This window comes from Cupriavidus sp. 2SB, assembly GCF_005503625.1.
GTDB lineage: Bacteria > Pseudomonadota > Gammaproteobacteria > Burkholderiales > Burkholderiaceae > Cupriavidus.
The window spans coordinates 116804-138410 of record NZ_SCMX01000001.1 but is presented as its reverse complement, the minus strand read 5'-3'; the positions used below and the strand labels follow the sequence as shown (position 1 = coordinate 138410).

Below are 21607 nucleotides of genomic sequence, written 5' to 3'. Positions count from 1 at the left end.
GCCGTTCTCAGTGCTGCGTGCCGCCGTATGCGTCCTCGCGAATCACGCGCGGCGTGATTTCGCGCGGTTCGATCGTCACCGGCTGGTAGATGACCCGCTTCTGTTCCGGGTCGTAACGCATTTCCACGTAACCCGAGACCGGGAAGTCCTTGCGGAACGGATGGCCGACGAAACCATAGTCGGTCAGGATGCGGCGCAAGTCGTTGTGGCCTTCGAACACGATGCCGTAGAAGTCGAACGCTTCGCGCTCGAACCAGTTCACGGAATTCCAGACATCGTTGAGCGACGGCAGCACCGGCATGTCATCGTCCGGCGCGAACACACGCAGGCGCAGACGCCAGTTGTGCGTCACCGAAAGCAGGTGCGTGACCGCGGCAAAGCGCGGGCCGGCCCAGGTGCCTTCGGCATATTCGGAATAGTCCACGCCGCACAGGTCGACGGCCTGTTCGAAGCGAAGCGACGGATCATCGCGCAGCATCAGGGCCGCTTCGAGATAGTCGGCAGCCTTCACGACCAGCGTCAGTTCGCCGACTGCCTCGCTCAGGCTCTGGATACGCTTGCCCAGCACCTTCTCGAGCGCAGCCTTGAGGGTATCGAGTTTCGCCATGTCAGCCCTTGCGCGCGATGGTGTTGGTGCGCTTGATCTTGTTCTGCAGCTGGATCACACCGTAGATCAGCGCTTCCGCCGTCGGCGGGCAGCCCGGAACATAGATATCGACCGGCACGATGCGATCGCAGCCACGCACCACCGAATACGAGTAGTGGTAGTAGCCGCCGCCATTGGCGCACGAGCCCATCGAGATTACCCAGCGCGGTTCCGCCATCTGGTCATAGACCTTGCGCAGCGCGGGCGCCATCTTGTTGCATAGCGTACCGGCCACGATCATCACGTCCGACTGACGCGGCGACGGGCGGAAGATCACGCCGAAACGGTCCATGTCGTAGCGGGCGGCGCCGGCGTGCATCATTTCCACTGCACAGCAGGCCAGACCGAAAGTCATGGGCCAAAGGGAACCCGTACGGGTCCAGTTGATCAGCTTGTCAGCGGTCGTCGTGACAAAGCCTTCATTGAGAACGCCTTCGATTGCCATTTCACATCACTCCCAATCGAGCGCGCCCTTTTTCCAGATGTAGACGAAGCCCACGATGAATTCCAGCAGAAACACGCCCATGGCGATGAATCCCGGCCAGCCGATGTCCTTGAGGGCAACGCCCCAGGGAAACAGGAAGGCAGTTTCGAGATCGAACAGGATAAACAGGATGGCGATGAGGTAATAGCGCACGTCGAACTTCATGCGCGCATCCTCGAACGCTTCGAAACCGCACTCGTAGGGAGAGAGCTTCGCTGCGTCAGGCTTGTAGGGACCGAGGATCCGACCGATGGACATCAGTACTCCACCGAGCACGATGCCAAAGAGGATAAAGACGAGGACGGGGAAGTAGGCTTCGAGAGTCAAGGTACGGCCAGCCTTATCTGGAATGTTGTCAACAGCACCAGCTAGCGGCGACCTGTTGCCCACCCCAGGCGCCATCCCGTCATAGCTACGGCGCCGCCTTGCGGACTGCCGGACAGTCCATGCAATCCCTCCGCATTGCTGCATCAATGGGAATGCACGAACTTCCGATCAAGTTTTTTGGTGCCGACGGCGAGACTCGAACTCGCACAGCTTTCGCCACTACCCCCTCAAGATAGCGTGTCTACCAATTTCACCACGTCGGCTGGGGGAGAAACAATATTGCCTTGCGCCGGGTTTTTCAGGCCCTACGAAGCTGGGTCAGAAGAGTCTTTCTTCTGGCTTTCGCCCCGCGCTGGGGAATCGTTTCAAGCCTTGCATTCTAACTCATGATTCCTGATTTGTTCAATGCACAACCACAAATAAAATCAGGAATCCGCGAACTCAGTGTTCGATTATTGCGCAGACTTAGCGCTTACTTCGGTACTGCGGGACCAGCGGGTGCCGACGCGCCATTGGCTGCCGGTGCCGAGGCAGCAGGCGCGGACGCCGCTGCCGGTTGTTGTGCCGCGCCCATGACGCCAAGCGAGGCCTGCGGCTTGTAGTTGCCAAGCAACGTCAGTCCCAGCGTACACACGAAAAACAGCGCCGCGAGGACGGCCGTGGTACGCGACAGGAAGTTGGCCGAGCCCGAGGCGCCGAACAGACTGCCCGACGCACCGGAACCGAACGCCGCGCCGACGTCCGCACCCTTGCCATGCTGCAGCAGGACGAGGCCGATCACGCCTAGCGCGGACAGGACCTGCACAACGACCAACAAAGTCTTGAAGATTGCCATTTGGTTAAATTCGTTTCGTACTTGCCTGATCAGACAGTCGCATCCGGCATTCAGGCTTTGCCGATAGCGAGGAAATCATCCGCCTTCAGCGAGGCACCCCCAATGAGGCCCCCGTCGATATCGGACATCGAAAACAGTTCGACGGCATTGTCGGGCTTCACGCTGCCGCCGTACAGGATGGCCATACGCTCGGCCACAGCCACGTTCTTCGCCGCCACCTGGGCGCGCAGCGCCGCGTGTACGGCCTGCGCCTGGTCGCTCGAAGCGGTCTTGCCCGTGCCGATCGCCCAGACAGGCTCATAGGCCAGAACGATCTTGCCAAGCTGGTCGATAGACAACGCATCGAGCACAGCCTGCAGTTGACGACCCACTACCGCTTCGGTCTGGCCGGCTTCGCGCTCGGCCAGCGTCTCACCGACACAGACCACAGGCACGATGCCCGATTCCAGCGCACGCAGCGCCTTGGCAGCAACGGCCGCATCGGATTCGCCGTGATACGTGCGGCGCTCCGAATGGCCCACCAGCACATAGGTGCAACCGAACTCGCTCAGCATCGGTGCCGCGACTTCGCCAGTAAAGGCGCCGCGCGTCTCGGCCGACACATCCTGAGCACCCCAGGCCACCTGGGAACCCGTGAGCAGCGACTGGCACTGGGCAAGATAGGGGAACGGTGCGCAAACCGCCAGTTTCGCCTTGGCGGGTGCTGCCTTGATACCTTCGAGCAAAGCCGCGTTGGCGGCCAGGCTGCCGTGCATCTTCCAATTGCCGATGACCAGCTTTTGTCTCACAACGGTCTCCCCCTTGAATCAAACCCGCTATTGTAGCGTGGTCAAGGGGGTGCCGCCAGCAGCGGGCAGACAATTGCGGAAGACGCCACGCCGGGCAGCACCGCCGGCGTGGCACCGCACGCTTACCAGGTAAGCACGATCTTGCCGATATGCTCGCTCGACTCCATCAGCCGATGGGCGTCGGCCGCCTGCTCCGCAGGGAACACCTTGTGGATGACGGGCTTGATCTTGCCGGCAGCCAGCAGCGGCCAGACGTTATGGTGCAACGCTTGCGCAATGGCGCCCTTGAACGAAGCCGGACGCGGACGCAGCGTGGAACCCGTGATCGTGATCCGGCGACGCAGGATATCGCCCAGCGGAATCTCGGCCTTGCTGCCACCGAGCAGCGCGATGATGACGATGCGGCCGTCGTCGGCAATGCACGACAGTTCGCGCGCCAGATACGAGCCCGCCACCATGTCGAGGATCACGTCAACGCCCTTGCCTTCGGTCAACGCCTTGACCTCGGCCACGAAATCCTGCGTCTTGTAGTTGATCGCGTGGTCGGCACCCAGGTCTACGCATGCCTTGCACTTGTCATCGCTGCCTGCCGTGACCAGGACCTTGAAGCCCATCGCCTTGGCAACCTGGATGGCCGTTGTGCCGATGCCGCTCGAACCGCCCTGGATCAGCAGCGTCTCGGCCGCGCCGCGCGGACCCTTGCCGAGCAGGCCACGATCGAACACGTTGCTCCATACCGTGAAAAACGTCTCGGGCAATGCGGCAGCCTCGATATCGCTGAGTCCTTCAGGTACGGGCAGGCACTGCTCGATCGGCGCGGTGCACAGCTCGGCGTAACCGCCGCCCTGGACCAGCGCGCACACGCGATCACCCACCTTGAGGCCAAAACGATTGGCGGGATTCGACAGGTCACCGCCCACCACTACGCCTGCCACCTCCAGGCCCGGCAGATCGGATGCGCCCGGCGGCACGGGATAGTTGCCAGTGCGCTGGAACACATCGGGGCGATTGATACCCGCCGCCGCAACGCGGATCAGGATCTCGCCTGCCTTCGGCTCCGGGTCGGGGCGCTGGGCGGGTTGCAGGACCTCTGGGCCGCCGTATTCGCGGATCTCGATGGCTTTCATGATGACTCCTCATTAATGGCGATGTCGATGCACGCGCGAACCTCTGCGCGCGGCATGCAGGAAATGGCTGAGCGGCAGTGTAAACAAAAAAGCGGCTGGACATCGCCAGCCGCTTTCATGGGTACTGCTACCTCGGGATCAGCTTACTGCTGCTGTTCCGGCGAAGCCGGCGCATCGCCTTGCGGGTTGATCGGGCTGATGCTGCCACCCTCTTCCGCCAGTGCCGCCTTCAGCGACAGACGCAGACGACCCTTCTCGTCAGCCTGGATCAGCTTCACGCGAACCTGCTGGCCTTCCTTCAGCCAGTCCTTGATGTCCTTCACGCGCTCGTTGACGATCTCCGAGATATGGAGCAGACCGTCCTTGCCCGGCAGGATGTTCACGATGGCGCCGAAGTCCAGCAGCTTCAGCACGGTGCCCGGGTAGATCTTGCCCACTTCAGCTTCCGCGGTGATGCCTTCGATGCGACGCTTGGCTTCCGCCATGCCTTCGTTCGAGGTCGACGCGATGGTGATCGTGCCGTCTTCCTGGATGTCGATGGACGTGCCTGTTTCCTTGGTCAGCGCCTGGATCGTCGAACCACCCTTGCCGATCACTTCGCGGATCTTGTCCGGATGGATCTTCATCGTGATCATGCGCGGTGCGTGCGCCGACAGTTCCGTGCGAGCATGGCCCATGGCGTCCTGCATCTTGCCCAGGATGTGCATGCGGCCTTCGCGCGCCTGCGCCAGTGCCACCTGCATGATTTCCTTGGTGATGCCCTGCACCTTGATGTCCATCTGCAGCGCGGTGATACCAGCATCGGTACCTGCAACCTTGAAGTCCATGTCGCCCAGGTGATCTTCGTCGCCCAGGATGTCGGTCAGCACGGCAAACTTGTTGCCTTCCAGGATCAGGCCCATGGCCACACCAGCCACGTGCGCCTTCACCGGAACGCCGGCGTCCATCAGTGCCAGGCAGCCGCCGCAGACCGAAGCCATCGACGACGAACCGTTCGACTCGGTGATTTCCGAGACCAGGCGGATCGTGTACGCGAACTCGTCTTCCTTCGGCAGCACCGGGATCAGTGCGCGCTTGGCCAGACGGCCGTGACCGATTTCGCGGCGCTTCGGGCTACCCACGCGACCCGTTTCGCCGGTGGCGAACGGAGGCATGTTGTAGTGAAGCATGAAGCGGTCGCGGTACTCGCCAGCCAGCGCGTCGATGATCTGCTCGTCGCTGCGGGTGCCCAGCGTGGCCACTGCCAGTGCCTGGGTTTCGCCACGCGTGAACAGCGACGAACCGTGGGCGCGCGGCAGCACCGACGAGCGAATCTCGATCGGGCGCACCGTGCGCGTGTCGCGGCCGTCGATACGCGGCTCGCCGGCCAGGATCTGGCCACGGACGATCTTCGCTTCGAGGTCGAACAGGATGTTGCCGACTTCCACCTTCTCGGCCTCCACACCGGCTTCGGCCAGCTTCGTCTGCACCGAGGCGTAGATTTCCTTGAGCTTGGCGCTGCGTGCCGACTTCTGGCGCAGTTGATAGGCTTCCTGCAGCAGCGGCAGGCCGATCTCGCCGACCTTGGCGATCAGGGCTTCGTTCTTGGCTGCCGGAGCCCAGTCCCACTCGGGACGGCCGCCTTCGCGCACGAGTTCGTGGATCGCGTTGATGGCGATCTGCGATTGCTCATGGCCGTACACCACACCACCCAGCATGATCTCTTCCGACAGCTGGTTGGCTTCCGATTCCACCATCAGCACGGCGCGCTCGGTGCCGGCGACGATGAGGTCCATTTCCGACGTGGCGATCTGCGGGCGGGTCGGGTTCAGCAGGTACTGGCCGTCCTTGTAACCGACACGGGCGGCGCCCACCGGGCCATTGAACGGAATGCCCGACACGGCCAGCGCGGCCGACGAAGCGATCAGGGCCGGGATGTCGGCCGGCACTTCCGGGTTGATCGACAGCACATGGATCACCACCTGCACGTCGTTGTAGAAACCTTCCGGGAACAGCGGACGCAGCGGACGGTCGATCAGGCGCGACGTCAGCGTTTCGTTTTCCGACGGACGGCCTTCACGCTTGAAGAAACCACCGGGGATCTTGCCGGCTGCGTAGGTCTTCTCGATGTAGTCGACGGTCAGCGGGAAGAAGTCCTGGCCCACCTTCGGGCTCTTGGCTGCCACCACGGTGGCCAGCACCACGGTGTCTTCGATGTCGACGATCACTGCGCCAGACGCCTGGCGGGCGATTTCGCCAGTTTCCATGCGGACCTTGTGCTGGCCCCACTGGAATTCCTTGACGATCTTGTTGAACATGGTCATGAGCGTTCCTTGATTACTTGCTTTGCCGGCCGTCAATACTGATACGGCCAGCTGGCGCCTGCGCTCGCAGCGGCAGGCGAACTGCCGGAGTCGCTCCGGACCTCAGTCTCAGGGAAGTGCTATGCCATTCCATCGCGCCACCGTCCGCATTCTGACGATGTACTACGCGATGGAATGACACAAAACCCCGTTTCCTTGGCCGGCTCCGGTGTCACGATGCTTGGAAAAGCACGATAAAGAGCGAGGTAACTTACTCCGTCGCACCGTGGGATGCAACGGCGCCAGGCCCTGTCGCCCAGCCAAATAGTGCAGCAAAGATTACATCAACACTCGCCGGGCACCAGCAAACGCCCGACCAGAAAAGCAAAATGCCTGCCTCAGCATTGCTGACGCAGGCATTGCGGCCTCACGTGAAATCGTGCGCAAACAGCTTTCGCAGGATTCGTGCTGCCATCCGCAGACCTTACTTGCGCAGGCCCAGGGCTTCGATCAGGGCGCGGTAACGATCAGCGTCGTTGGCCTTGAGGTAGTCCAGCAGACGGCGACGACGGCTCACCATGCGCAGCAGACCGCGGCGGCTGTGGTGATCCTTCATGTTGGCCTTGAAGTGGGGGGTCAGTTCGTTGATGCGGGTGGTCAGCAGAGCGACCTGGACTTCGGGGCTACCCGTGTCGTTGGCGCCGCGGGCGAACTTCTGAATGACTTCAGTCTTGTTGATGTTGGCAAATGCCATGATGATTTCCCTTGACTTGCGAACGCTGCAGCGCGGGATGCGCCACTTGCGTCGTGCCTTGTAAAAACTTGGCAACCGCCGCCCTGCCCCCGCACATGGCCGGGATCGAACGACAGCCGCGCATTATAGCTGAAAACCGCCGCCCGGCGAGCATCCAATGTGCCGGGGCCTGTCAGCGGGCCGGCGGGCGCTCCATGCGGCACGTGGTCGGCAGCGTGGTCTGCGCCGATTTGAGCCGCTTCACCGTGCGGAATCCATAGCCCGAGCCTTCGTTGTCGAACCGCACCTCGCCGCCCTGCTTCGCCATGACGGACACGTAGAGCGGTTGCAGCACCTGATGGTCGTCGGCGCGGATCGTCGCCTCATGGAAGCCGTTGGTGAAACGCATGTTCTCCAGCGCATATGCCACGGCCACGGCATCGGTGGTGCCGGCCTGCTCGATGGCGCGCGCCAGCATCTCCACCATCATCTGCATCCGCAGATGCACGTAGTCGTCGCGCGGATCGGGATAGCGCTTATGGAAAGACTGGTAGAACGCATCGGACGCGGCACCACCCACGTTCGGGTGCCACTCGGCCACGGCCAGCACGCGGCCCACGCCGGCATCGCCCATGGCCGCAGGCGCGCCGAGGCCGTTGCCATAGAACGTGTAGAAGCGCGCACTCAGGCCGCCTTCGCGTGCGGCCTTCACCATCAACGTCAGGTCGTTACCCCAATTGCCCGTGATGACCGCGTCGGCGCCGCTGGCCTTGATCTTGGCGATATACGGCGCGAAGTCCTTGATCTTGCCGATCGGGTGGAATTCATCGCCCACGATCTGGATGTCCGGGCGCTTGGCCGCCAGCATCTCGCGCGCCGAGCGCGCTACCTGATGGCCGAAGCTGTAGTCCTGATCGATCAGATAAATCTTGCGCACCGCGTGCTCGGTACGAATGGTATCGGTCAGCGCCTGCATGCGCATGTCTGCGCTGGCGTCGAACCGGAAGTGCCAGAAGCTGCAGTTCTCGTTGGTGAGCGAGGGATCGACGGCGGAATAGTTCAGGAACAGCACCCGCGCATCGGGCTGGCGCTGATTGTGGCGGTTGATCGCCGAGACCAGTGCGCCGGCCACGGCCGAGCTGTTTCCCTGCAAGACGAACGGAATACGCTTGTCCACGAGACTGCGGAACTGGATCAGGCTTTCATCGACGTTTCCCTTGCTGTCGAATGTCACCAGTTCCAGCGGATGACGGCCATCGGGTAGCTTCACGCCACCCTTTTCGTTGATACGCTCGATGGCCAGCCGCAGGTTGCGCACCACGGCTTCGCCGGCGTTGGCAAACGAGCCGGACAGGCCATCGATCATCCCGAGCTGGATCGGTTTGCCCTGGCTCCCCGACGCAGGCACCTGCGCGTGAACACCCGCCGCCAGGCAGATGAGCGCTGCCCCAACCCAGGCACCCAGCCCGCGCTTCCCAAATCCGACCATCGACATACTCGCCATACTCCAGTGTTGCCGTGCAATCCCCAACCAAGACGCGCGATGTTACGGCAGTTGGCACCGATGCCGCAACGACACGGAAATCGACGAATTCCTATGTGATTGCGAGAGTTTGCGAGATTTAAAACGGAAAAACCGCCCTGCCACGCTCGATAAGCGCCGGGGGCGGTCCATGATGGACGGGCTTTCTGGGCCCGGCCATCCCATCGCAAGATTCCGAATCAGATCTGCGGATTGATCTTCTGCACAGCCTTGTCGTGCAGCTTGTTCAGTGCAGCCAGGTAAGCCTTGGCCGACGCCGCCACGATATCGGGGTCGGTGCCCACGCCGTTGACGATGCGGCCCGCCTTCGACAGTCGCACCGTGACTTCGCCCTGTGCTTGCGTACCGGCGGTGATGGCGTTCACCGAGTACAGCACGAGTTCTGCGCCGCTGCCGACCTTGCCTTCGATCGCATGCAGCGTGGCATCCACCGGACCATTGCCCTCGGCCTCGCCAACCTGCTCGGTGCCATCGGCGTTGAACACCACGCGGGCATGCGGACGCTCGCCGGTTTCCGAGCGCTGCGACAGCGACACGAAGCGGTAGTGCTCGTTGGCATGCTCCTGCTCTTCGTCGGACACGATGGCCATGATGTCTTCGTCGAAGATCTCGGCCTTCTGGTCCGCCAGTTCCTTGAAGCGCGTGAACGCGGCATTGATCTCGGCTTCGCTTTCCAGTTCGATACCGAGTTCGTGCAGGCGCTGCTTGAACGCATTGCGGCCCGAGAGCTTGCCCAGCACGATCTTGTTGGCAGTCCAGCCCACGTCTTCCGCACGCATAATTTCGTAGGTATCGCGCGCCTTGAGCACGCCGTCCTGGTGGATGCCGGACGCGTGTGCAAACGCGTTGGCGCCTACCACGGCCTTGTTCGGCTGCACCACGAAGCCGGTCACTTGCGACACGAGCTTCGATGCCGGCACGATCTGCGTGGTGTCGATGCCAACATCCATGTTGAAGTAGTCGCGGCGCGTCTTGACGGCCATCACGACCTCTTCAAGGCTGGTATTGCCGGCGCGTTCGCCCAGGCCATTGATCGTGCATTCGATCTGGCGCGCACCGCCGAGCTTCACGGCAGCCAGCGAGTTGGCCACGGCCATGCCGAGGTCGTTATGGCAATGTACCGACCACACCGCCTTGTCCGAATTCGGAATGCGCTCGCGCACCGAGCGGATCAGTTCCGCATAGCCTTCCGGCACGGCGTAGCCCACGGTGTCCGGCAGATTGATCGTGGTGGCGCCTTCGGCGATCACACCTTCCAGCACACGGCACAGGAAATCCATGTCCGAGCGGCTGCCGTCTTCCGGCGAGAACTCGATGTCGTCGGTGAACTGGCGTGCGAAGCGCACGGCCAGGCGGGCCTGTTCGTACACCTGGTCCGGCGTCATGCGCAACTTCTTTTCCATGTGCAGCGCCGACGTGGCGATGAACGTATGGATTCGGAACGAGTTGGCCGGCTTCAATGCCTCGGCGGCACGGGCGATGTCCTTGTCGTTGGCGCGAGCCAGCGAGCAGATCGTCGAGTCCTTGACGACCTGGGCGATCGAGCGGATCGCCTCGAAGTCGCCGTTGGAACTGGCAGCAAAGCCGGCCTCGATCACATCGACCTTCAGGCGTTCCAGCTGACGCGCAATGCGAATCTTTTCTTCGCGGGTCATGGATGCGCCGGGCGACTGCTCGCCATCGCGCAAGGTGGTGTCGAAAATGATGAGTTTGTCAGACATTTGTGGAGCTCCTGGGCTGTGCCTTATGTGCTGCTGTATCCGTACCACCGCGTGCCGCATTCCGTACACCGGGCATTCGGTCAGAATGCAAAACGCCCCGGCGTGCATCGATGCAGGCCGGGGCGTTTGAAAATCCTGGTGATTTCCGCGCTAGGGCGAACTGACGATCCCTTAGCGCGCGCGCGACCCGACCTGACGGCCTAGTAGGCCACCTAGAACGGTGCGAGCGATGAGGATCTGGCGCGAAATCATGTCGGCGACTATAGCCGGTTTGCAGCGAGCTTGCAACCAGCGCGTTAACCGAACCAGATTCACTTCGGCGGGATGCGCAACTTCTGGCCCGGGTAGATCTTGTCCGGATGCGACAGCATCGGCCTGTTCGCTTCGAAGATCTTGTTGTACTCGGCGCCATTCCCGTAGGCCGCCTGCGAGATCGCCCACAGCGTATCGCCCTTCACCACCGTGTGCCATTGCGACTCGGCCGTTTCCACGTTGACAGACATCTTGTCTTCCACTGACTCGACGCCCTCGACGTTACCCGCGCACAGAATGATCTTCTCGCGCGTGGCCTGGTCCGGCGCCACGCCAAACACGGTGACCTTGCCCTGCGACCCATCGACGGTCACCGTCAATCCAGTCGCACTCAGGCCCATCTGCGCGATATACGCCTCGATGGCGTCACCGGCTGCCCGATTGGCAGCTTCTGCCTTCTCGGCTGCACCGGGATCTGCCTTTGCCGCTTCCTGCGCCGCCTTGGCCTCGCCCTTGCCGAACAGCTTCTCGCCAGCTTCCTTGATGAAGTCAAACATGCCCATGACGTTCTCCTTGATGTGGAACGGACTACGAACTAGTGAAACAGCCATCAAAACAAAAAAGGGCGCTCAAGAGCGCCCTTCATCGAAACAACTTAATCATCCTTGCCGACGTTGCCACCAACCCCTGCCGTCCGCGACTTGCGAACACCCCCGGGATCGCCATGGATCGAACGCCAGGCCCACAGGATATAGCCCGAGATCGCATACGCAACGAACAGGCCGAACAGCGCCACGGGCGGGTCCGACGAGACCACCACGAACAGCACCAGCACGAGCACCATCATGCCGAACGGCACGCGAAACCGCACATCGAGTGCCTTGCCGCTGTAGAACGGTGCGTTGGACACCATCGACAACCCGGCATACATCGTGATCGCGAACGCCGCCCATGGCATCCACAACTCCTTGACGGGCAGTTTGTTGTCGATCGCCAGCCAGACGAAACCCGCGATCAGCGCGGCAGCCGCCGGGCTCGGCAGTCCCTGGAAGAATCGCTTGTCGACCACGCCGATATTCGCATTGAAGCGCGCCAGGCGCAGCGCCGCGCAGGTGCAGTAGACGAAGGCCGCAATCCAGCCCCATTTACCCAGGTCATGCAGGATCCACTCGTACATGACCAGCGCCGGCGCCACGCCGAACGATGTCATGTCGGACAAGGAATCGTACTGCTCGCCGAAGGCACTCTGGGTGTTCGTGATACGTGCCACGCGGCCGTCCATGCCGTCGAGCACCATGGCCGCGAAAATGGCGATGGCCGCCACGTCGAAGCGCATGTTCATCGCCTGCACGATGGCGAAGAATCCGGCGAACAGCGCCGCGGTAGTGAACGCGTTGGGCAACAGGTAGATGCCGCGCCGGCGCGGTCGCACGTACTCGATGTCGTGTTCGTCGTCGGCGTCCGCGTCGTAGCCTTCGGCCTCGTTGCGTAGCTGGTTATGACGGAACGGACGCAGATGCGTCACGTTGCCGTTGCTGACGCGTTTGTTGCGTCGATTGAAGGCACCCATGCGAGGTCTCCTGTGCGGACGTGTCCGTGGCCGTTCAGGCCTGGACGTCCAGCTCGGCCAACACGGTCGAGGACGCCGACACCTTCTCGCCGATCGTCACGCGCGGGCGCGCATCCACGGGCAGGTACACGTCAACGCGCGAACCGAAACGGATGAAGCCGTAACGCTGGCCGCGCGACAGCGTATCGCCAACCTTCGTATAGCAGAGGATGCGGCGCGCCACCAGGCCGGCAACTTGCACCAGCGTGACGAGCTGGCCGTCGGCTGCGCGCCGAATGACCACGGCGTTGCGTTCGTTTTCGAGCGAAGCCTTGTCCAGATCGGCGTTCACGAACTTGCCCGGGAAATATTCGAGCTTCTCGACCTTGCCGTCGAGCGAGGCGCGATTCGAATGCACGTTGAATACGTTCATGAACACGCTGATCTTCAGCGCCTCGCGGCCAGCGTACGGATCCATGGTCTTCTCGACCACCACGATACGGCCATCGGCCGGTGCCAGGATCGCGTTGGGCGCCGAGGGAATCGGGCGCGGCGGGTCCCGGAAGAACTGCAGCACGAAGACCGTGATGATCCACAGCGGCAACGCCCACCAGAAACCCGCGCTGACCTGGACCAGCAGCGAGATGATGAATGCGCCGGCCAGGAATGGCCAGCCTTCACGGGCGATCAGCGGATGAGGATAGTTCATGCAAGCATTGTTCTGTTGGTCGCGCGGTTTTTGCAAACCCTGTCGACAGACCCGGTGCGGATTGCTGCACGCACGCGGAATCGGGCTGTCGATGCGAAATATAAGAAAGTTTCAGGCCAGCGCCTGAAAAAGTCCGACAAGGATAACAAAAAGCCGCCCGGTCTCCGCCGAAATGTCTCCCTGATATCAGGGGACTGGCGGCGAACCGGGCGGCTGAGGCGTTCCGCAAGGCACCCGGCCGTCCGGCCAGGGCCCGCTTTCTGCCTGTCCTGCTTAGTTCTTCGACTGGTCGACCAGCTTGTTCTTGGCGATCCACGGCATCATCGCGCGCAGCTTGCCACCCACTTCTTCGATCTGGTGCTCGGCCGTCAGGCGACGACGCGAGATCAGCGTCGGGGCGCCTGCCTTGTTTTCCAGCAGGAAGCTCTTGGCGTATTCGCCGGTCTGAATGTCCTTCAGGCACTGCTTCATGGCCTTCTTGGTCTCTTCGGTCACGACGCGCGGGCCGGTGACGTACTCGCCGTATTCGGCGTTGTTCGAGATCGAGTAGTTCATGTTGGCGATGCCGCCTTCGTAGATCAGGTCGACGATCAGCTTCAGTTCGTGCAGGCACTCGAAGTACGCCATTTCCGGCGCGTAGCCGGCTTCCACCAGCGTCTCGAAACCAGCCTTGATCAGCTCGACGGTGCCGCCGCACAGCACGGCCTGCTCGCCGAACAGGTCAGTTTCGGTTTCTTCGCGGAAGTTCGTCTCGATGATGCCGGCACGGCCGCCGCCGTTGGCGGTGGCGTACGACAGGGCGATGTCACGGGCAGCGCCGGACTTGTCCTGATGCACGGCGATCAGGTGCGGCACGCCGCCGCCTTGCGCGTACGTCGAGCGCACCTTGTGGCCCGGGGCCTTCGGGGCGATCATGATCACGTCCAGGTCGGCACGCGGGATCACGGCACCGTAGTGCACGTTGAAGCCGTGGGCGAAGGCCAGTGCTGCGCCTTCCTTGGCGTTGTCGTGCACTTCGTTCTTGTACACGTCGGCGATCTGCTCGTCCGGCAGCAGGATCATGACCACGTCGGCGCCCTTCACTGCCTCGGCCACTTCCTTCACTTGCAGGCCAGCATTGACGGCCTTGTTCCACGACGCGCCGCTCTTGCGCAGACCGACCGTCACGTTGACGCCCGAATCCTTCAGGTTCAGTGCGTGGGCATGGCCTTGCGAGCCGTAGCCGATGATGGTGACGTTCTTGCCCTTGATGAGGGAGAGGTCAGCGTCCTTGTCGTAAAACACTTTCATGATGGTTCCTTCAATTTCTCAAATCTTCGTATTAGGTGGCGGCGGGACGCAACGGCTGTTCGATAACGTGGCGCCGCGCCGCTTCGGGATACTGCTGTCGGCTTGTGGCCGTGCTCTGTTGCCGGGGGCGCCGGTCAGACCTTCAGGATGCGCTCGCCACGGCCGATGCCGGACCCGCCCGTACGGACGGTTTCCAGGATCGCGGTGCGGTCGATGGCATCGAGGAACGCATCCAGCTTGCCGCCGTTACCGGTCAGCTCGATGGTGTACGTCTTTTCAGTCACATCGATGATGCGGCCACGGAAGATGTCGGCAGTGCGCTTCAATTCCTCGCGCTCCTTGCCCACGGCACGCACCTTGACGAGCATGAGCTCGCGTTCGATGTGCGCACCTTCGGTCAGGTCGACAACCTTGACCACTTCGACCAGCCGGTTCAGATGCTTCGTGATCTGTTCGATCACATCATCCGAGCCAGTGGTGACGATGGTCATCCGGGACAGCGACGCATCTTCGGTGGGCGCCACCGTCAGCGTCTCGATGTTATAGCCGCGTGCAGAGAACAGGCCCACCACGCGCGACAGCGCGCCGGGTTCGTTTTCCAGCAGGACCGAGATAATGTGTCGCATCACAGGTCCTCCACGCCAAGCAGCATTTCGGAGATACCCTTGCCGGCCTGGACCATCGGCCACACGTTTTCCGTGGGGTCCGTCTGGAAGTCCAGGAACACGGTGCGATCCTTGAGTCGGAAGGCTTCGCGCAGCGCCGGTTCGACGTCAGACGTCTTCTCGATACGCATGCCGATGTGGCCATAGGCCTCCGCCAGTTTCACGAAGTCCGGCAGCGCAGTCATGTAGGAATGCGAGTAACGGTTGTCGTACTCGATTTCCTGCCACTGGCGCACCATGCCGAGGTAGCCGTTGTTGAGCGAGCAGATCTTCACCGGGGTGTCGTACTGCAGGCAGGTCGACAGTTCCTGGATACACATCTGGATCGAGCCTTCACCGGTGATGGTGACCACTTCCTTGTCCGGAAACGCCTTCTTGATGCCCATGGCGTACGGCAGGCCCACGCCCATCGTGCCCAGGCCACCGGAGTTGATCCAGCGGCGCGGCTCGTTGAACTTGTAGAACTGTGCAGCCCACATCTGGTGCTGACCCACGTCCGAGCAGATGAATGCATCGCCCTTCGTCAGTTCCCAGATCTTTTCCACCACGTATTGCGGCTTGATGATCTCGGAATTGCGGTCGTACTTGAGGCAGTCCACCGAACGCCATTGCTCGATCTGGTCCCACCACTTCGCCAGCGCCTCGCGCTTCGGCTTGGCGTCGCTGGCCTTGATCTGGGCGATCAGTTCCTGCAGCACGTCCTTGACGTTGCCGACGATGGGAATATCCACCTTGACGCGCTTCGAGATCGACGACGGGTCGATGTCGATATGAATGATCTTGCGTGCCTGCGACGTGAAGTGCGCCGGGTTGCCGATCACGCGGTCATCGAAGCGTGCGCCGATGGCAATCAGCACATCGCAGTTCTGCATGGCCATGTTGGCTTCATACGTGCCGTGCATGCCGAGCATGCCGACGAACTGCTTGTGCGAACCCGGGAACGCGCCCAGGCCCATCAGCGTGTTGGTCACCGGGTGGCCCGTCAGGGCTGCCAGCTCGCGCAACTCTTCGCTGGCGTTGGCCAGTACCACGCCGCCGCCCGAGTAGATGTACGGACGCTCGGCGCCTTGCAGCAGCGCCACGGCCTTGCGGATCTGGCCCGAGTGACCCTTGTTGACCGGGTTGTAGGACCGCATGTCCACGGCCTTCGGGTACTCGTAGTTGCAGGCGTTGCGCGACACGTCCTTCGGAATGTCGACGACCACGGGGCCGGGACGGCCCGTTGCGGCGATGAAGAACGCCTTCTTGATCGTCGCGGCCAGATCGCGCACATCCTTCACGAGGAAGTTGTGCTTGACGATCGGACGCGTGATGCCGACGGTATCGCATTCCTGGAAGGCGTCCTGGCCAATGGCGTGGGTCGGCACGTTGCCGGTGATCACCACCATCGGGATCGAGTCCAGGTAGGCCGTGGCAATACCGGTCACGGCATTGGTCACGCCCGGACCCGAAGTCACCAGGGCAACGCCGACCTTGCCGGTCGCGCGGGCATAGCCGTCAGCGGCATGCACGGCGGCCTGCTCGTGGCGGACCAGGATGTGTTCGAATTTCGTTTGCTTGTGGAGCTCGTCGTAGATATACAGCACTGCGCCGCCGGGGTAGCCCCAGACGTACTCGACGCCTTCTTCGGCAAGTGCATTGACGAGGATTTCCGCTCCGATCATTTCTCGGGCGGAGGATGAATTGCTATCTGCGTGGGAAGTTTCCGCGCTGTGCATGTTCATTTTCCTTTGCAATTTTCGGCAAAAAATTGTTTGGATGCTCTCTGCCGGGCTTGTGGCTCGGGTTCAAGCGGTGCGCGTCTGCATGAGAAGACCGCCTTATAAGCGGTCTGATGAGACAACCACTGATGTCGTGTGAACCGCCGATGATACTGCAAGGCTGCGACGCAATAAAAGAACTTTTTGCACTGCCGCACCAGCGCGGCGCATGAACGCCACACCGGCGCCCGCTGCGGAGGCAGCCTTCATGTCTGCACTTGAATACAGCAGTGGCCGAAACGACCTGTTTTTTGCTAGCATCGCAGACATCTTCGGTGTGCCAAAGGACTTGGACGGCACATTCGACCCGGCATCCCCGCCCAACTGCTGTTTCTGCCTGCATGGCCACCGACAAGGAACTCTCCGATTTTCTCGCCAGTGTGGAGCGCCGCGCCTTCAAGCAGGCCGTATTCGCCGTGCGGGATGACGAAGCTGCACTGGACATCGTGCAGGACGCCATGATCAAGCTGGCGGAGAAGTACGCCGACAAAAGTGCCGCGGAGCTGCCGCCCCTGTTCCAGCGCATCTTGCAGAACACCATCCACGACTGGTTCCGCCGCCAGAAGGTGCGCAATACCTGGGTGACCTTGTTCTCCAACCTTCGCGACGAGCGCGAAGGCGACGACAGCGACCTGCTGGAGACGCTCGAGGCCGAATCCGGCACCCAGATGTCCGAGAGCAGCGCCGACAAGGTGGAGCGCGCCCAGGTCATGCACATCATCGAACAGGAAATACAGCGACTCCCCACGCGTCAACGCGAGGCTTTCCTGATGCGTTACTGGGAGGATATGGACGTGGCCGAAACGGCAGCCGTGATGGGCTGCTCGGAGGGCAGCGTCAAGACGCACTGTTCCCGTGCAACTCACACACTGGCGCAAGCCTTGCGTGCGCGGGGGGTCCGACTATGAGCAGAAACGAACGAGATATTCACGAACGGCGCATTGCGCACCAGATCCGCCTGGCACTCGATGCCTCTGCGGATGCCGTGCCGCAAGACATTTCCGACCGGCTGGCCGCCGCGCGGCGGATGGCGCTGGCCGCCCGAAAGACCGAGGCACCTGCCCATGCACCGCAACTGGCCATGCCGGGCGCGCCGCGCGGCTTCGCCTTCGAAGACGAGGGCGACACGCCCCTGCACCGTGCTGGCGCATGGATGCGCAAGCTTGCACTGGTCTGGACACTGGTGGCGCTGGGCGCGGGCCTGCTGGGTATCTATCGCTGGCAGGAACAGAAACGCGTCGAGGAACTGGCCGATGTGGACGCCGCGATGCTGCTCGACGACCTGCCGCCCTCGGCCTATGCCGACCAGGGCTTCCACGTGTTCCTGAAGCGCGACCGCGACCAATAGGATGGCGCGCATGATTCTCCGGACCGCCGCGCTCCGTCGCCGGCTTGCCGCACTTTGCGTAGCAGGCACGGCGATGGCTGCACTTGGCATCGATGCCGTGGTCGACACCGCGCGTGCACAGGGGCCCGCCGCCAGCCAGCCTGCAGCGCGCCCCGTCGTCAATGCCCATCCGACGTGGGCCGAGCTGACCCCGTCGCACCAGAAGGTCCTTGCCCCGCTGCAACCACTCTGGGACACGATTCCCGAACTGAACCGCCGCAAATGGCAACGCATTGCGGACCTGTATCCCCGGCTCAAACCCGAGGAACAGGCCAGGCTGCAGGAGCGCATGACCGAATGGGTCAAGATGACACCGCAGCAGCGTCGCCTGGCGCGCGAGAACTACCAGATCACGCGTACCTTGCCGCAGGAGAAGAAGTCCGAGGCATGGGATCGCTACCAGCAGTTGCCTGACGACCAGAAGAAGAAGCTGGCCGCCGCCGAGAAAGTACCGGGCCGTCCTGGCGCGGTGAGTGCCCTGCCCTCCGGCAAGCGCCCGTTGCCGGAGTCGGCACGCGCATCGCAGCATCACGGCAGGAAGGCAGCGAGCACGCCCGAGGCCGCGCCCGCATCGGTGCCGGCCGCCGATGCGGTGGCCGCCGCGTCGGCGCCAGTGGCCCCGGCCCCCGTGTTGCCGGCATCGGCTGCCACGGCGGCCGTCGCACCGCCGCAGTCCGAAGGGCTTGCCCCGCCCGTCACGGGCGAGGCCTCCACTGACTTCAACCGGTCAGAACCGACGCGTTAACTTTCCGGTTGCCCGGCCAGGATTTCCGAACGGTTCCGCAGCACCGGCTAGCCGTACTGGCTTGCCGCGATTCCGCCATCCACGCACGCTTGGCATAATGGCCGCTTACCCTGCTGCCTAGCGCCATGCCTGCCGCCACTCCAACCGTGTCCCACCCCTCGCCCGCCGCCACGCCGCGTACACCGCCGGTGCGCCGCCGCCTGTTCTGCATGCTCTACGACGGCGTGCTGCTGTTCGGTGTCCTGATGGCCGCCAGCGCGCTATACGTGGCTGTCCAGCCCGCCCTGCATCGGATCGGCATCGATCACCCCTACGTGCGGCAGGCTTGGGTCTTTGCCGTGCTGGCGTTCTATTTCTCCTGGTTCTGGCAGCGCAGTGGTCAGACGCTGGCGATGCAGACATGGCGTATCCGCGTGGAAAACGCATCGGGTCTGCCGCCGCGCTGGCCGCAGGCATTGCTGCGCTTCGTACTGGCGTGGCTGTGGCTGCCGCCCGCCGCCGCCGTGGGTCACGCCCTCGGTCTGACCAAGGGGCCGTTCGTCGGTGCGCTGGCAGTGGGCCTGCTGATCTGGTTGTCGCTGGCGTGGCTCGATCCGCGACGCCAACTGCTGCATGACCGACTGGCTGGCACGCGCCTGATCGACCTTCGGCCGCAACAGCCGTGAGCCTCACGGCCGCCGCCCTGCGACGCGTTGCCGTGACCTTGCAGGTAGCTGCCATGGCCTCACTGGCCGCGTGGCTGATCCTTTCGGCCGGCTGGACCGTCCCTGTGGCCCTGGTGACAGCCGTCCTTGCCGTGCTCGGGGCATTCGGCCTCAGCATCGCCTTGGCATTCGCGGCCACGCTCGCTGGCGTAGGTATTGCACCGGAACAACGTCCCCCGCTTCCGACCGATGCGCCGCATTGCCAGCCGCTTGGCATCCCCGCGGCGATGCGCGGATATCTGACCGAGTACCGCGCAGTCTTCCGCATGTTCAACTGGCTGCAGCCGTTCCGCTCGCGCCTGGACTTTGCACAGCCGGCCCGCCCCCTGCCTGACGCACCGCACGTGCTGATGGTGCATGGATACGGTTGCAATCACGCGATCTGGCTGGACATGGCCCCCGCGCTCGCGGCGGCGGGATATCAATGTGAGGGCATCGACCTGACGCCCGTGCTGGGCGATATCGACGACTATGCGGCGCCGTTGCTGGCCCGCATGCGAGAGATGGCCGCACGTACGGGACATCCACCGCTGCTGGTCTGCCACAGCATGGGCGGACTCGCCGCGCGGGCCGCGCTGGTGCTGGCGGCGCGCGATGGTTCCACACCGCCCAGCACAGGCATCGTCACACTGGGCAGCCCTCACCATGGTTGCGCGCTGGCGCGCTTTGCCGGTGGCCGCAACGCCTGGCAGATGCGCTGGCAGAGTCCATGGCTGGCCGCGCTGGCTGCCGCCGAAACGCCCGCGATGCGCGCGCATATCGTTTCGGTCTTCAGCTGGCACGATTCGATTGCGGGTCCACCTGGCACCTCGTGGCTGGAAGGCGCTCACCATGTTGCGCTCGACGGCATCGGGCATGTTGCACTACTGCGCCATCCCCGTGCAATCGAAGCCACGCTCGCAGCACTGGCCCAATTGCGCGCGCAAAACGCCCCGGTCCAGCAAGCCTGATTTCCCCCGACGATTTCATGTGACATTCATGTTTCCGTCACGGCTCCGTCATGCCGCGCTGGCTCAATGCAGCCATCGCCGACACCGGGGCCGCCATGCAAGCCATCCGATCTACACGCGGTAGTGTTTCGCGGCTCGCGCAACGCCTGCGCGGCAAGCCCGACGTGGCACTCCCGATATCTGCCCAGATGTCCGCCGCCTTTGCGGCCTTCATGCCGCCGCCCGTAGACCTGCCTGCCGACACCCCCACCGCACACGCCGCGCTGCATCCGGGCGATAGCGCCGCCTGCCGCTCCACCGCCGACAACGAATCGCCGATGCATCGCTACCGGGCGATCTGGCTGTCCGACATCCACCTCGGCACGCCAGGCTGCCAGGCCACCTACCTGCTCGACTTCCTGAAGCACAACGACTCCGACGTGCTGTACCTCGTGGGTGACATCATCGACGGCTGGCAGTTGCGCCGAGGGTGGTACTGGCCGCAAAGCCACAACGACGTGGTGCAGAAGCTGCTGCGCAAGGCACGCAAGGGCACCGAGGTCATCTACGTGCCGGGCAACCACGACGAAGCCGCGCGCCAGTTCGACGGCATGGCGTTTGGCGATATCACCGTGCGCGAGGATACGGTCCACGTGACCGCCACCGGCAAGCGGCTCTGGGTGGTGCACGGCGACCTGTTCGACGGGGTGGTACAGCATGCCAAGTGGCTCGCCCATCTGGGTGACTCGCTCTACACGATGATCCTGGCGCTGAACCGGCACTTCAACCGCGTGCGCGCCCGGCTCGGCTTCGAGTACTGGTCGCTTTCGCAATACCTGAAGCATCAGGTCAAGAACGCAGTGAGCTACATCAACTCGTTCGAACACGCGATGGTGGACGAAGCGCGCCGACGCGGCTGCGATGGCGTGGTCTGCGGCCACATCCACAAGGCCGAGATCCGCGAGGTGGACGGCCAGCTCTACTGCAACGACGGCGACTGGGTGGAAAGCCTCTCCGCACTGGTGGAGACCATGGAGGGCGAGCTGAAGATCATCTACTGGACAACGCTGATCGATCCGCCCGAGCCGGTCAGCCGTCGTCGCCGCCGCAGCGCAACAGTCGCCGCCTGAG

22 protein-coding genes and 1 tRNA gene are annotated in these 21607 nt (G+C 63.0%); 6 read left to right on the top strand and 17 right to left on the bottom strand.

Annotated elements, in window-relative coordinates; genetic code table 11:
- Positions 1-7 precede the first annotated feature (7 nt).
- The 17 genes from FFS21_RS00705 to FFS21_RS00625 all read right to left on the bottom strand — a co-directional run bounded on the left by FFS21_RS00705 (position 8) and on the right by FFS21_RS00625 (position 16675).
- Entirely contained in the window at positions 8-607 is a 600-nt protein-coding gene (locus FFS21_RS00705) for an NADH-quinone oxidoreductase subunit C (protein ID WP_137923015.1), read from the bottom strand.
- 1 nt (position 608) lies between these two features.
- Complete coding sequence (locus tag FFS21_RS00700; protein ID WP_008643342.1) at positions 609-1091, bottom strand: NuoB/complex I 20 kDa subunit family protein; 483 nt, start codon at positions 1089-1091, stop codon at positions 609-611.
- 6 nt (positions 1092-1097) lie between these two features.
- The gene (locus FFS21_RS00695; protein WP_137923014.1) at positions 1098-1457 is read right to left on the bottom strand and encodes an NADH-quinone oxidoreductase subunit A; all 360 of its coding nucleotides are present in this window, start codon (positions 1455-1457) and stop codon (positions 1098-1100) included.
- A 178-nt stretch (positions 1458-1635) separates the two neighbouring features.
- Positions 1636-1720 (bottom strand) — tRNA-Leu (locus FFS21_RS00690).
- A gap of 209 nt (positions 1721-1929) precedes the next feature.
- Entirely contained in the window at positions 1930-2292 is a 363-nt protein-coding gene (gene secG, locus FFS21_RS00685; RefSeq protein ID WP_137923013.1) for a preprotein translocase subunit SecG, read from the bottom strand.
- Between the two features lie 50 nt (positions 2293-2342).
- On the bottom strand, positions 2343-3080 hold the full coding sequence (gene tpiA / locus FFS21_RS00680; protein WP_137923012.1) for a triose-phosphate isomerase: 738 nt from the start codon (positions 3078-3080) through the stop codon (positions 2343-2345).
- Positions 3081-3202: 122 nt separating this feature from the next.
- Positions 3203-4207: an NAD(P)H-quinone oxidoreductase gene (locus FFS21_RS00675; protein WP_137923011.1), complete on the bottom strand. Its 1005-nt coding sequence runs from the start codon at positions 4205-4207 to the stop codon at positions 3203-3205.
- 143 nt (positions 4208-4350) lie between these two features.
- Positions 4351-6510: a polyribonucleotide nucleotidyltransferase gene (pnp, locus tag FFS21_RS00670; RefSeq protein WP_137923010.1), complete on the bottom strand. Its 2160-nt coding sequence runs from the start codon at positions 6508-6510 to the stop codon at positions 4351-4353.
- Between the two features lie 463 nt (positions 6511-6973).
- Positions 6974-7243, bottom strand: coding sequence for a 30S ribosomal protein S15 (gene rpsO / locus FFS21_RS00665; protein WP_137923009.1), 270 nt, complete (start codon positions 7241-7243; stop codon positions 6974-6976).
- Between the two features lie 172 nt (positions 7244-7415).
- Positions 7416-8711, bottom strand: coding sequence for a branched-chain amino acid ABC transporter substrate-binding protein (locus FFS21_RS00660; RefSeq protein ID WP_137923073.1), 1296 nt, complete (start codon positions 8709-8711; stop codon positions 7416-7418).
- 233 nt (positions 8712-8944) lie between these two features.
- Positions 8945-10486, bottom strand: a complete 1542-nt coding sequence (locus tag FFS21_RS00655) for a 2-isopropylmalate synthase (protein ID WP_137923008.1) — start codon at positions 10484-10486, stop codon at positions 8945-8947.
- A 311-nt stretch (positions 10487-10797) separates the two neighbouring features.
- Positions 10798-11301, bottom strand: a complete 504-nt coding sequence (lysM, locus tag FFS21_RS00650; RefSeq protein WP_137923007.1) for a peptidoglycan-binding protein LysM — start codon at positions 11299-11301, stop codon at positions 10798-10800.
- 92 nt (positions 11302-11393) lie between these two features.
- Entirely contained in the window at positions 11394-12308 is a 915-nt protein-coding gene (gene pssA, locus FFS21_RS00645) for a CDP-diacylglycerol--serine O-phosphatidyltransferase (protein WP_137923006.1), read from the bottom strand.
- Between the two features lie 34 nt (positions 12309-12342).
- Entirely contained in the window at positions 12343-12996 is a 654-nt protein-coding gene (locus tag FFS21_RS00640; RefSeq protein WP_137923005.1) for a phosphatidylserine decarboxylase, read from the bottom strand.
- A 273-nt stretch (positions 12997-13269) separates the two neighbouring features.
- Entirely contained in the window at positions 13270-14286 is a 1017-nt protein-coding gene (ilvC, locus tag FFS21_RS00635) for a ketol-acid reductoisomerase (RefSeq protein WP_137923004.1), read from the bottom strand.
- Between the two features lie 134 nt (positions 14287-14420).
- Positions 14421-14912, bottom strand: coding sequence for an acetolactate synthase small subunit (gene ilvN, locus FFS21_RS00630; protein ID WP_137923003.1), 492 nt, complete (start codon positions 14910-14912; stop codon positions 14421-14423).
- Positions 14912-16675, bottom strand: coding sequence for an acetolactate synthase 3 catalytic subunit (locus tag FFS21_RS00625; protein WP_137923002.1), 1764 nt, complete (start codon positions 16673-16675; stop codon positions 14912-14914). The genes ilvN and FFS21_RS00625 overlap by 1 nt, the downstream gene beginning before the upstream one ends.
- Positions 16676-17052: 377 nt before the next feature.
- Here FFS21_RS00625 and FFS21_RS00620 point away from each other — a divergent pair, with 377 nt between their 5' ends.
- The 6 genes from FFS21_RS00620 to FFS21_RS00595 all read left to right on the top strand — a co-directional run bounded on the left by FFS21_RS00620 (position 17053) and on the right by FFS21_RS00595 (position 21606).
- On the top strand, positions 17053-17619 hold the full coding sequence (locus tag FFS21_RS00620; protein ID WP_137923001.1) for an RNA polymerase sigma factor: 567 nt from the start codon (positions 17053-17055) through the stop codon (positions 17617-17619).
- Positions 17616-18059, top strand: coding sequence for a DUF3619 family protein (locus FFS21_RS00615; RefSeq protein WP_137923000.1), 444 nt, complete (start codon positions 17616-17618; stop codon positions 18057-18059). Before FFS21_RS00620 ends, FFS21_RS00615 begins: the two co-directional genes overlap by 4 nt.
- A gap of 10 nt (positions 18060-18069) precedes the next feature.
- Positions 18070-18843 carry a DUF3106 domain-containing protein gene (locus FFS21_RS00610; RefSeq protein ID WP_370459265.1) on the top strand — a complete coding sequence of 258 codons (774 nt, stop codon included), beginning with the start codon at positions 18070-18072 and terminating at the stop codon, positions 18841-18843.
- Positions 18844-18968: 125 nt separating this feature from the next.
- Positions 18969-19508 (top strand): RDD family protein, encoded by a 540-nt coding sequence (locus FFS21_RS00605; protein WP_137922998.1) that lies wholly within the window; start codon positions 18969-18971, stop codon positions 19506-19508.
- Positions 19505-20497 carry an esterase/lipase family protein gene (locus FFS21_RS00600; protein ID WP_137922997.1) on the top strand — a complete coding sequence of 331 codons (993 nt, stop codon included), beginning with the start codon at positions 19505-19507 and terminating at the stop codon, positions 20495-20497. Before FFS21_RS00605 ends, FFS21_RS00600 begins: the two co-directional genes overlap by 4 nt.
- Positions 20498-20547: 50 nt before the next feature.
- Positions 20548-21606: a UDP-2,3-diacylglucosamine diphosphatase gene (locus FFS21_RS00595; protein WP_137922996.1), complete on the top strand. Its 1059-nt coding sequence runs from the start codon at positions 20548-20550 to the stop codon at positions 21604-21606.
- Position 21607: the final 1 nt, after the last annotated feature.

What these genes read in the sequence shown, in the direction of transcription:
- FFS21_RS00705 (WP_137923015.1), bottom strand. Translation starts at nt 607, where the DNA reads ATGGCGAAACTCGATACCCTCAAGGCTGCGCTCGAGAAGGTGCTGGGC.
- FFS21_RS00700 (WP_008643342.1), bottom strand. Translation starts at nt 1,091, where the DNA reads ATGGCAATCGAAGGCGTTCTCAATGAAGGCTTTGTCACGACGACCGCT.
- secG (WP_137923013.1), bottom strand. Translation starts at nt 2,292, where the DNA reads ATGGCAATCTTCAAGACTTTGTTGGTCGTTGTGCAGGTCCTGTCCGCG.
- FFS21_RS00675 (WP_137923011.1), bottom strand. Translation starts at nt 4,207, where the DNA reads ATGAAAGCCATCGAGATCCGCGAATACGGCGGCCCAGAGGTCCTGCAA.
- pnp (WP_137923010.1), bottom strand. Translation starts at nt 6,510, where the DNA reads ATGACCATGTTCAACAAGATCGTCAAGGAATTCCAGTGGGGCCAGCAC.
- rpsO (WP_137923009.1), bottom strand. Translation starts at nt 7,243, where the DNA reads ATGGCATTTGCCAACATCAACAAGACTGAAGTCATTCAGAAGTTCGCC.
- FFS21_RS00660 (WP_137923073.1), bottom strand. Translation starts at nt 8,711, where the DNA reads ATGGTCGGATTTGGGAAGCGCGGGCTGGGTGCCTGGGTTGGGGCAGCG.
- FFS21_RS00655 (WP_137923008.1), bottom strand. Translation starts at nt 10,486, where the DNA reads ATGTCTGACAAACTCATCATTTTCGACACCACCTTGCGCGATGGCGAG.
- lysM (WP_137923007.1), bottom strand. Translation starts at nt 11,301, where the DNA reads ATGGGCATGTTTGACTTCATCAAGGAAGCTGGCGAGAAGCTGTTCGGC.
- pssA (WP_137923006.1), bottom strand. Translation starts at nt 12,308, where the DNA reads ATGGGTGCCTTCAATCGACGCAACAAACGCGTCAGCAACGGCAACGTG.
- FFS21_RS00640 (WP_137923005.1), bottom strand. Translation starts at nt 12,996, where the DNA reads ATGAACTATCCTCATCCGCTGATCGCCCGTGAAGGCTGGCCATTCCTG.
- ilvC (WP_137923004.1), bottom strand. Translation starts at nt 14,286, where the DNA reads ATGAAAGTGTTTTACGACAAGGACGCTGACCTCTCCCTCATCAAGGGC.
- ilvN (WP_137923003.1), bottom strand. Translation starts at nt 14,912, where the DNA reads ATGCGACACATTATCTCGGTCCTGCTGGAAAACGAACCCGGCGCGCTG.
- FFS21_RS00625 (WP_137923002.1), bottom strand. Translation starts at nt 16,675, where the DNA reads ATGAACATGCACAGCGCGGAAACTTCCCACGCAGATAGCAATTCATCC.
- FFS21_RS00620 (WP_137923001.1), top strand. Translation starts at nt 17,053, where the DNA reads ATGGCCACCGACAAGGAACTCTCCGATTTTCTCGCCAGTGTGGAGCGC.
- FFS21_RS00615 (WP_137923000.1), top strand. Translation starts at nt 17,616, where the DNA reads ATGAGCAGAAACGAACGAGATATTCACGAACGGCGCATTGCGCACCAG.
- FFS21_RS00610 (WP_370459265.1), top strand. Translation starts at nt 18,070, where the DNA reads ATGATTCTCCGGACCGCCGCGCTCCGTCGCCGGCTTGCCGCACTTTGC.
- FFS21_RS00605 (WP_137922998.1), top strand. Translation starts at nt 18,969, where the DNA reads ATGCCTGCCGCCACTCCAACCGTGTCCCACCCCTCGCCCGCCGCCACG.
- FFS21_RS00595 (WP_137922996.1), top strand. Translation starts at nt 20,548, where the DNA reads ATGCCGCGCTGGCTCAATGCAGCCATCGCCGACACCGGGGCCGCCATG.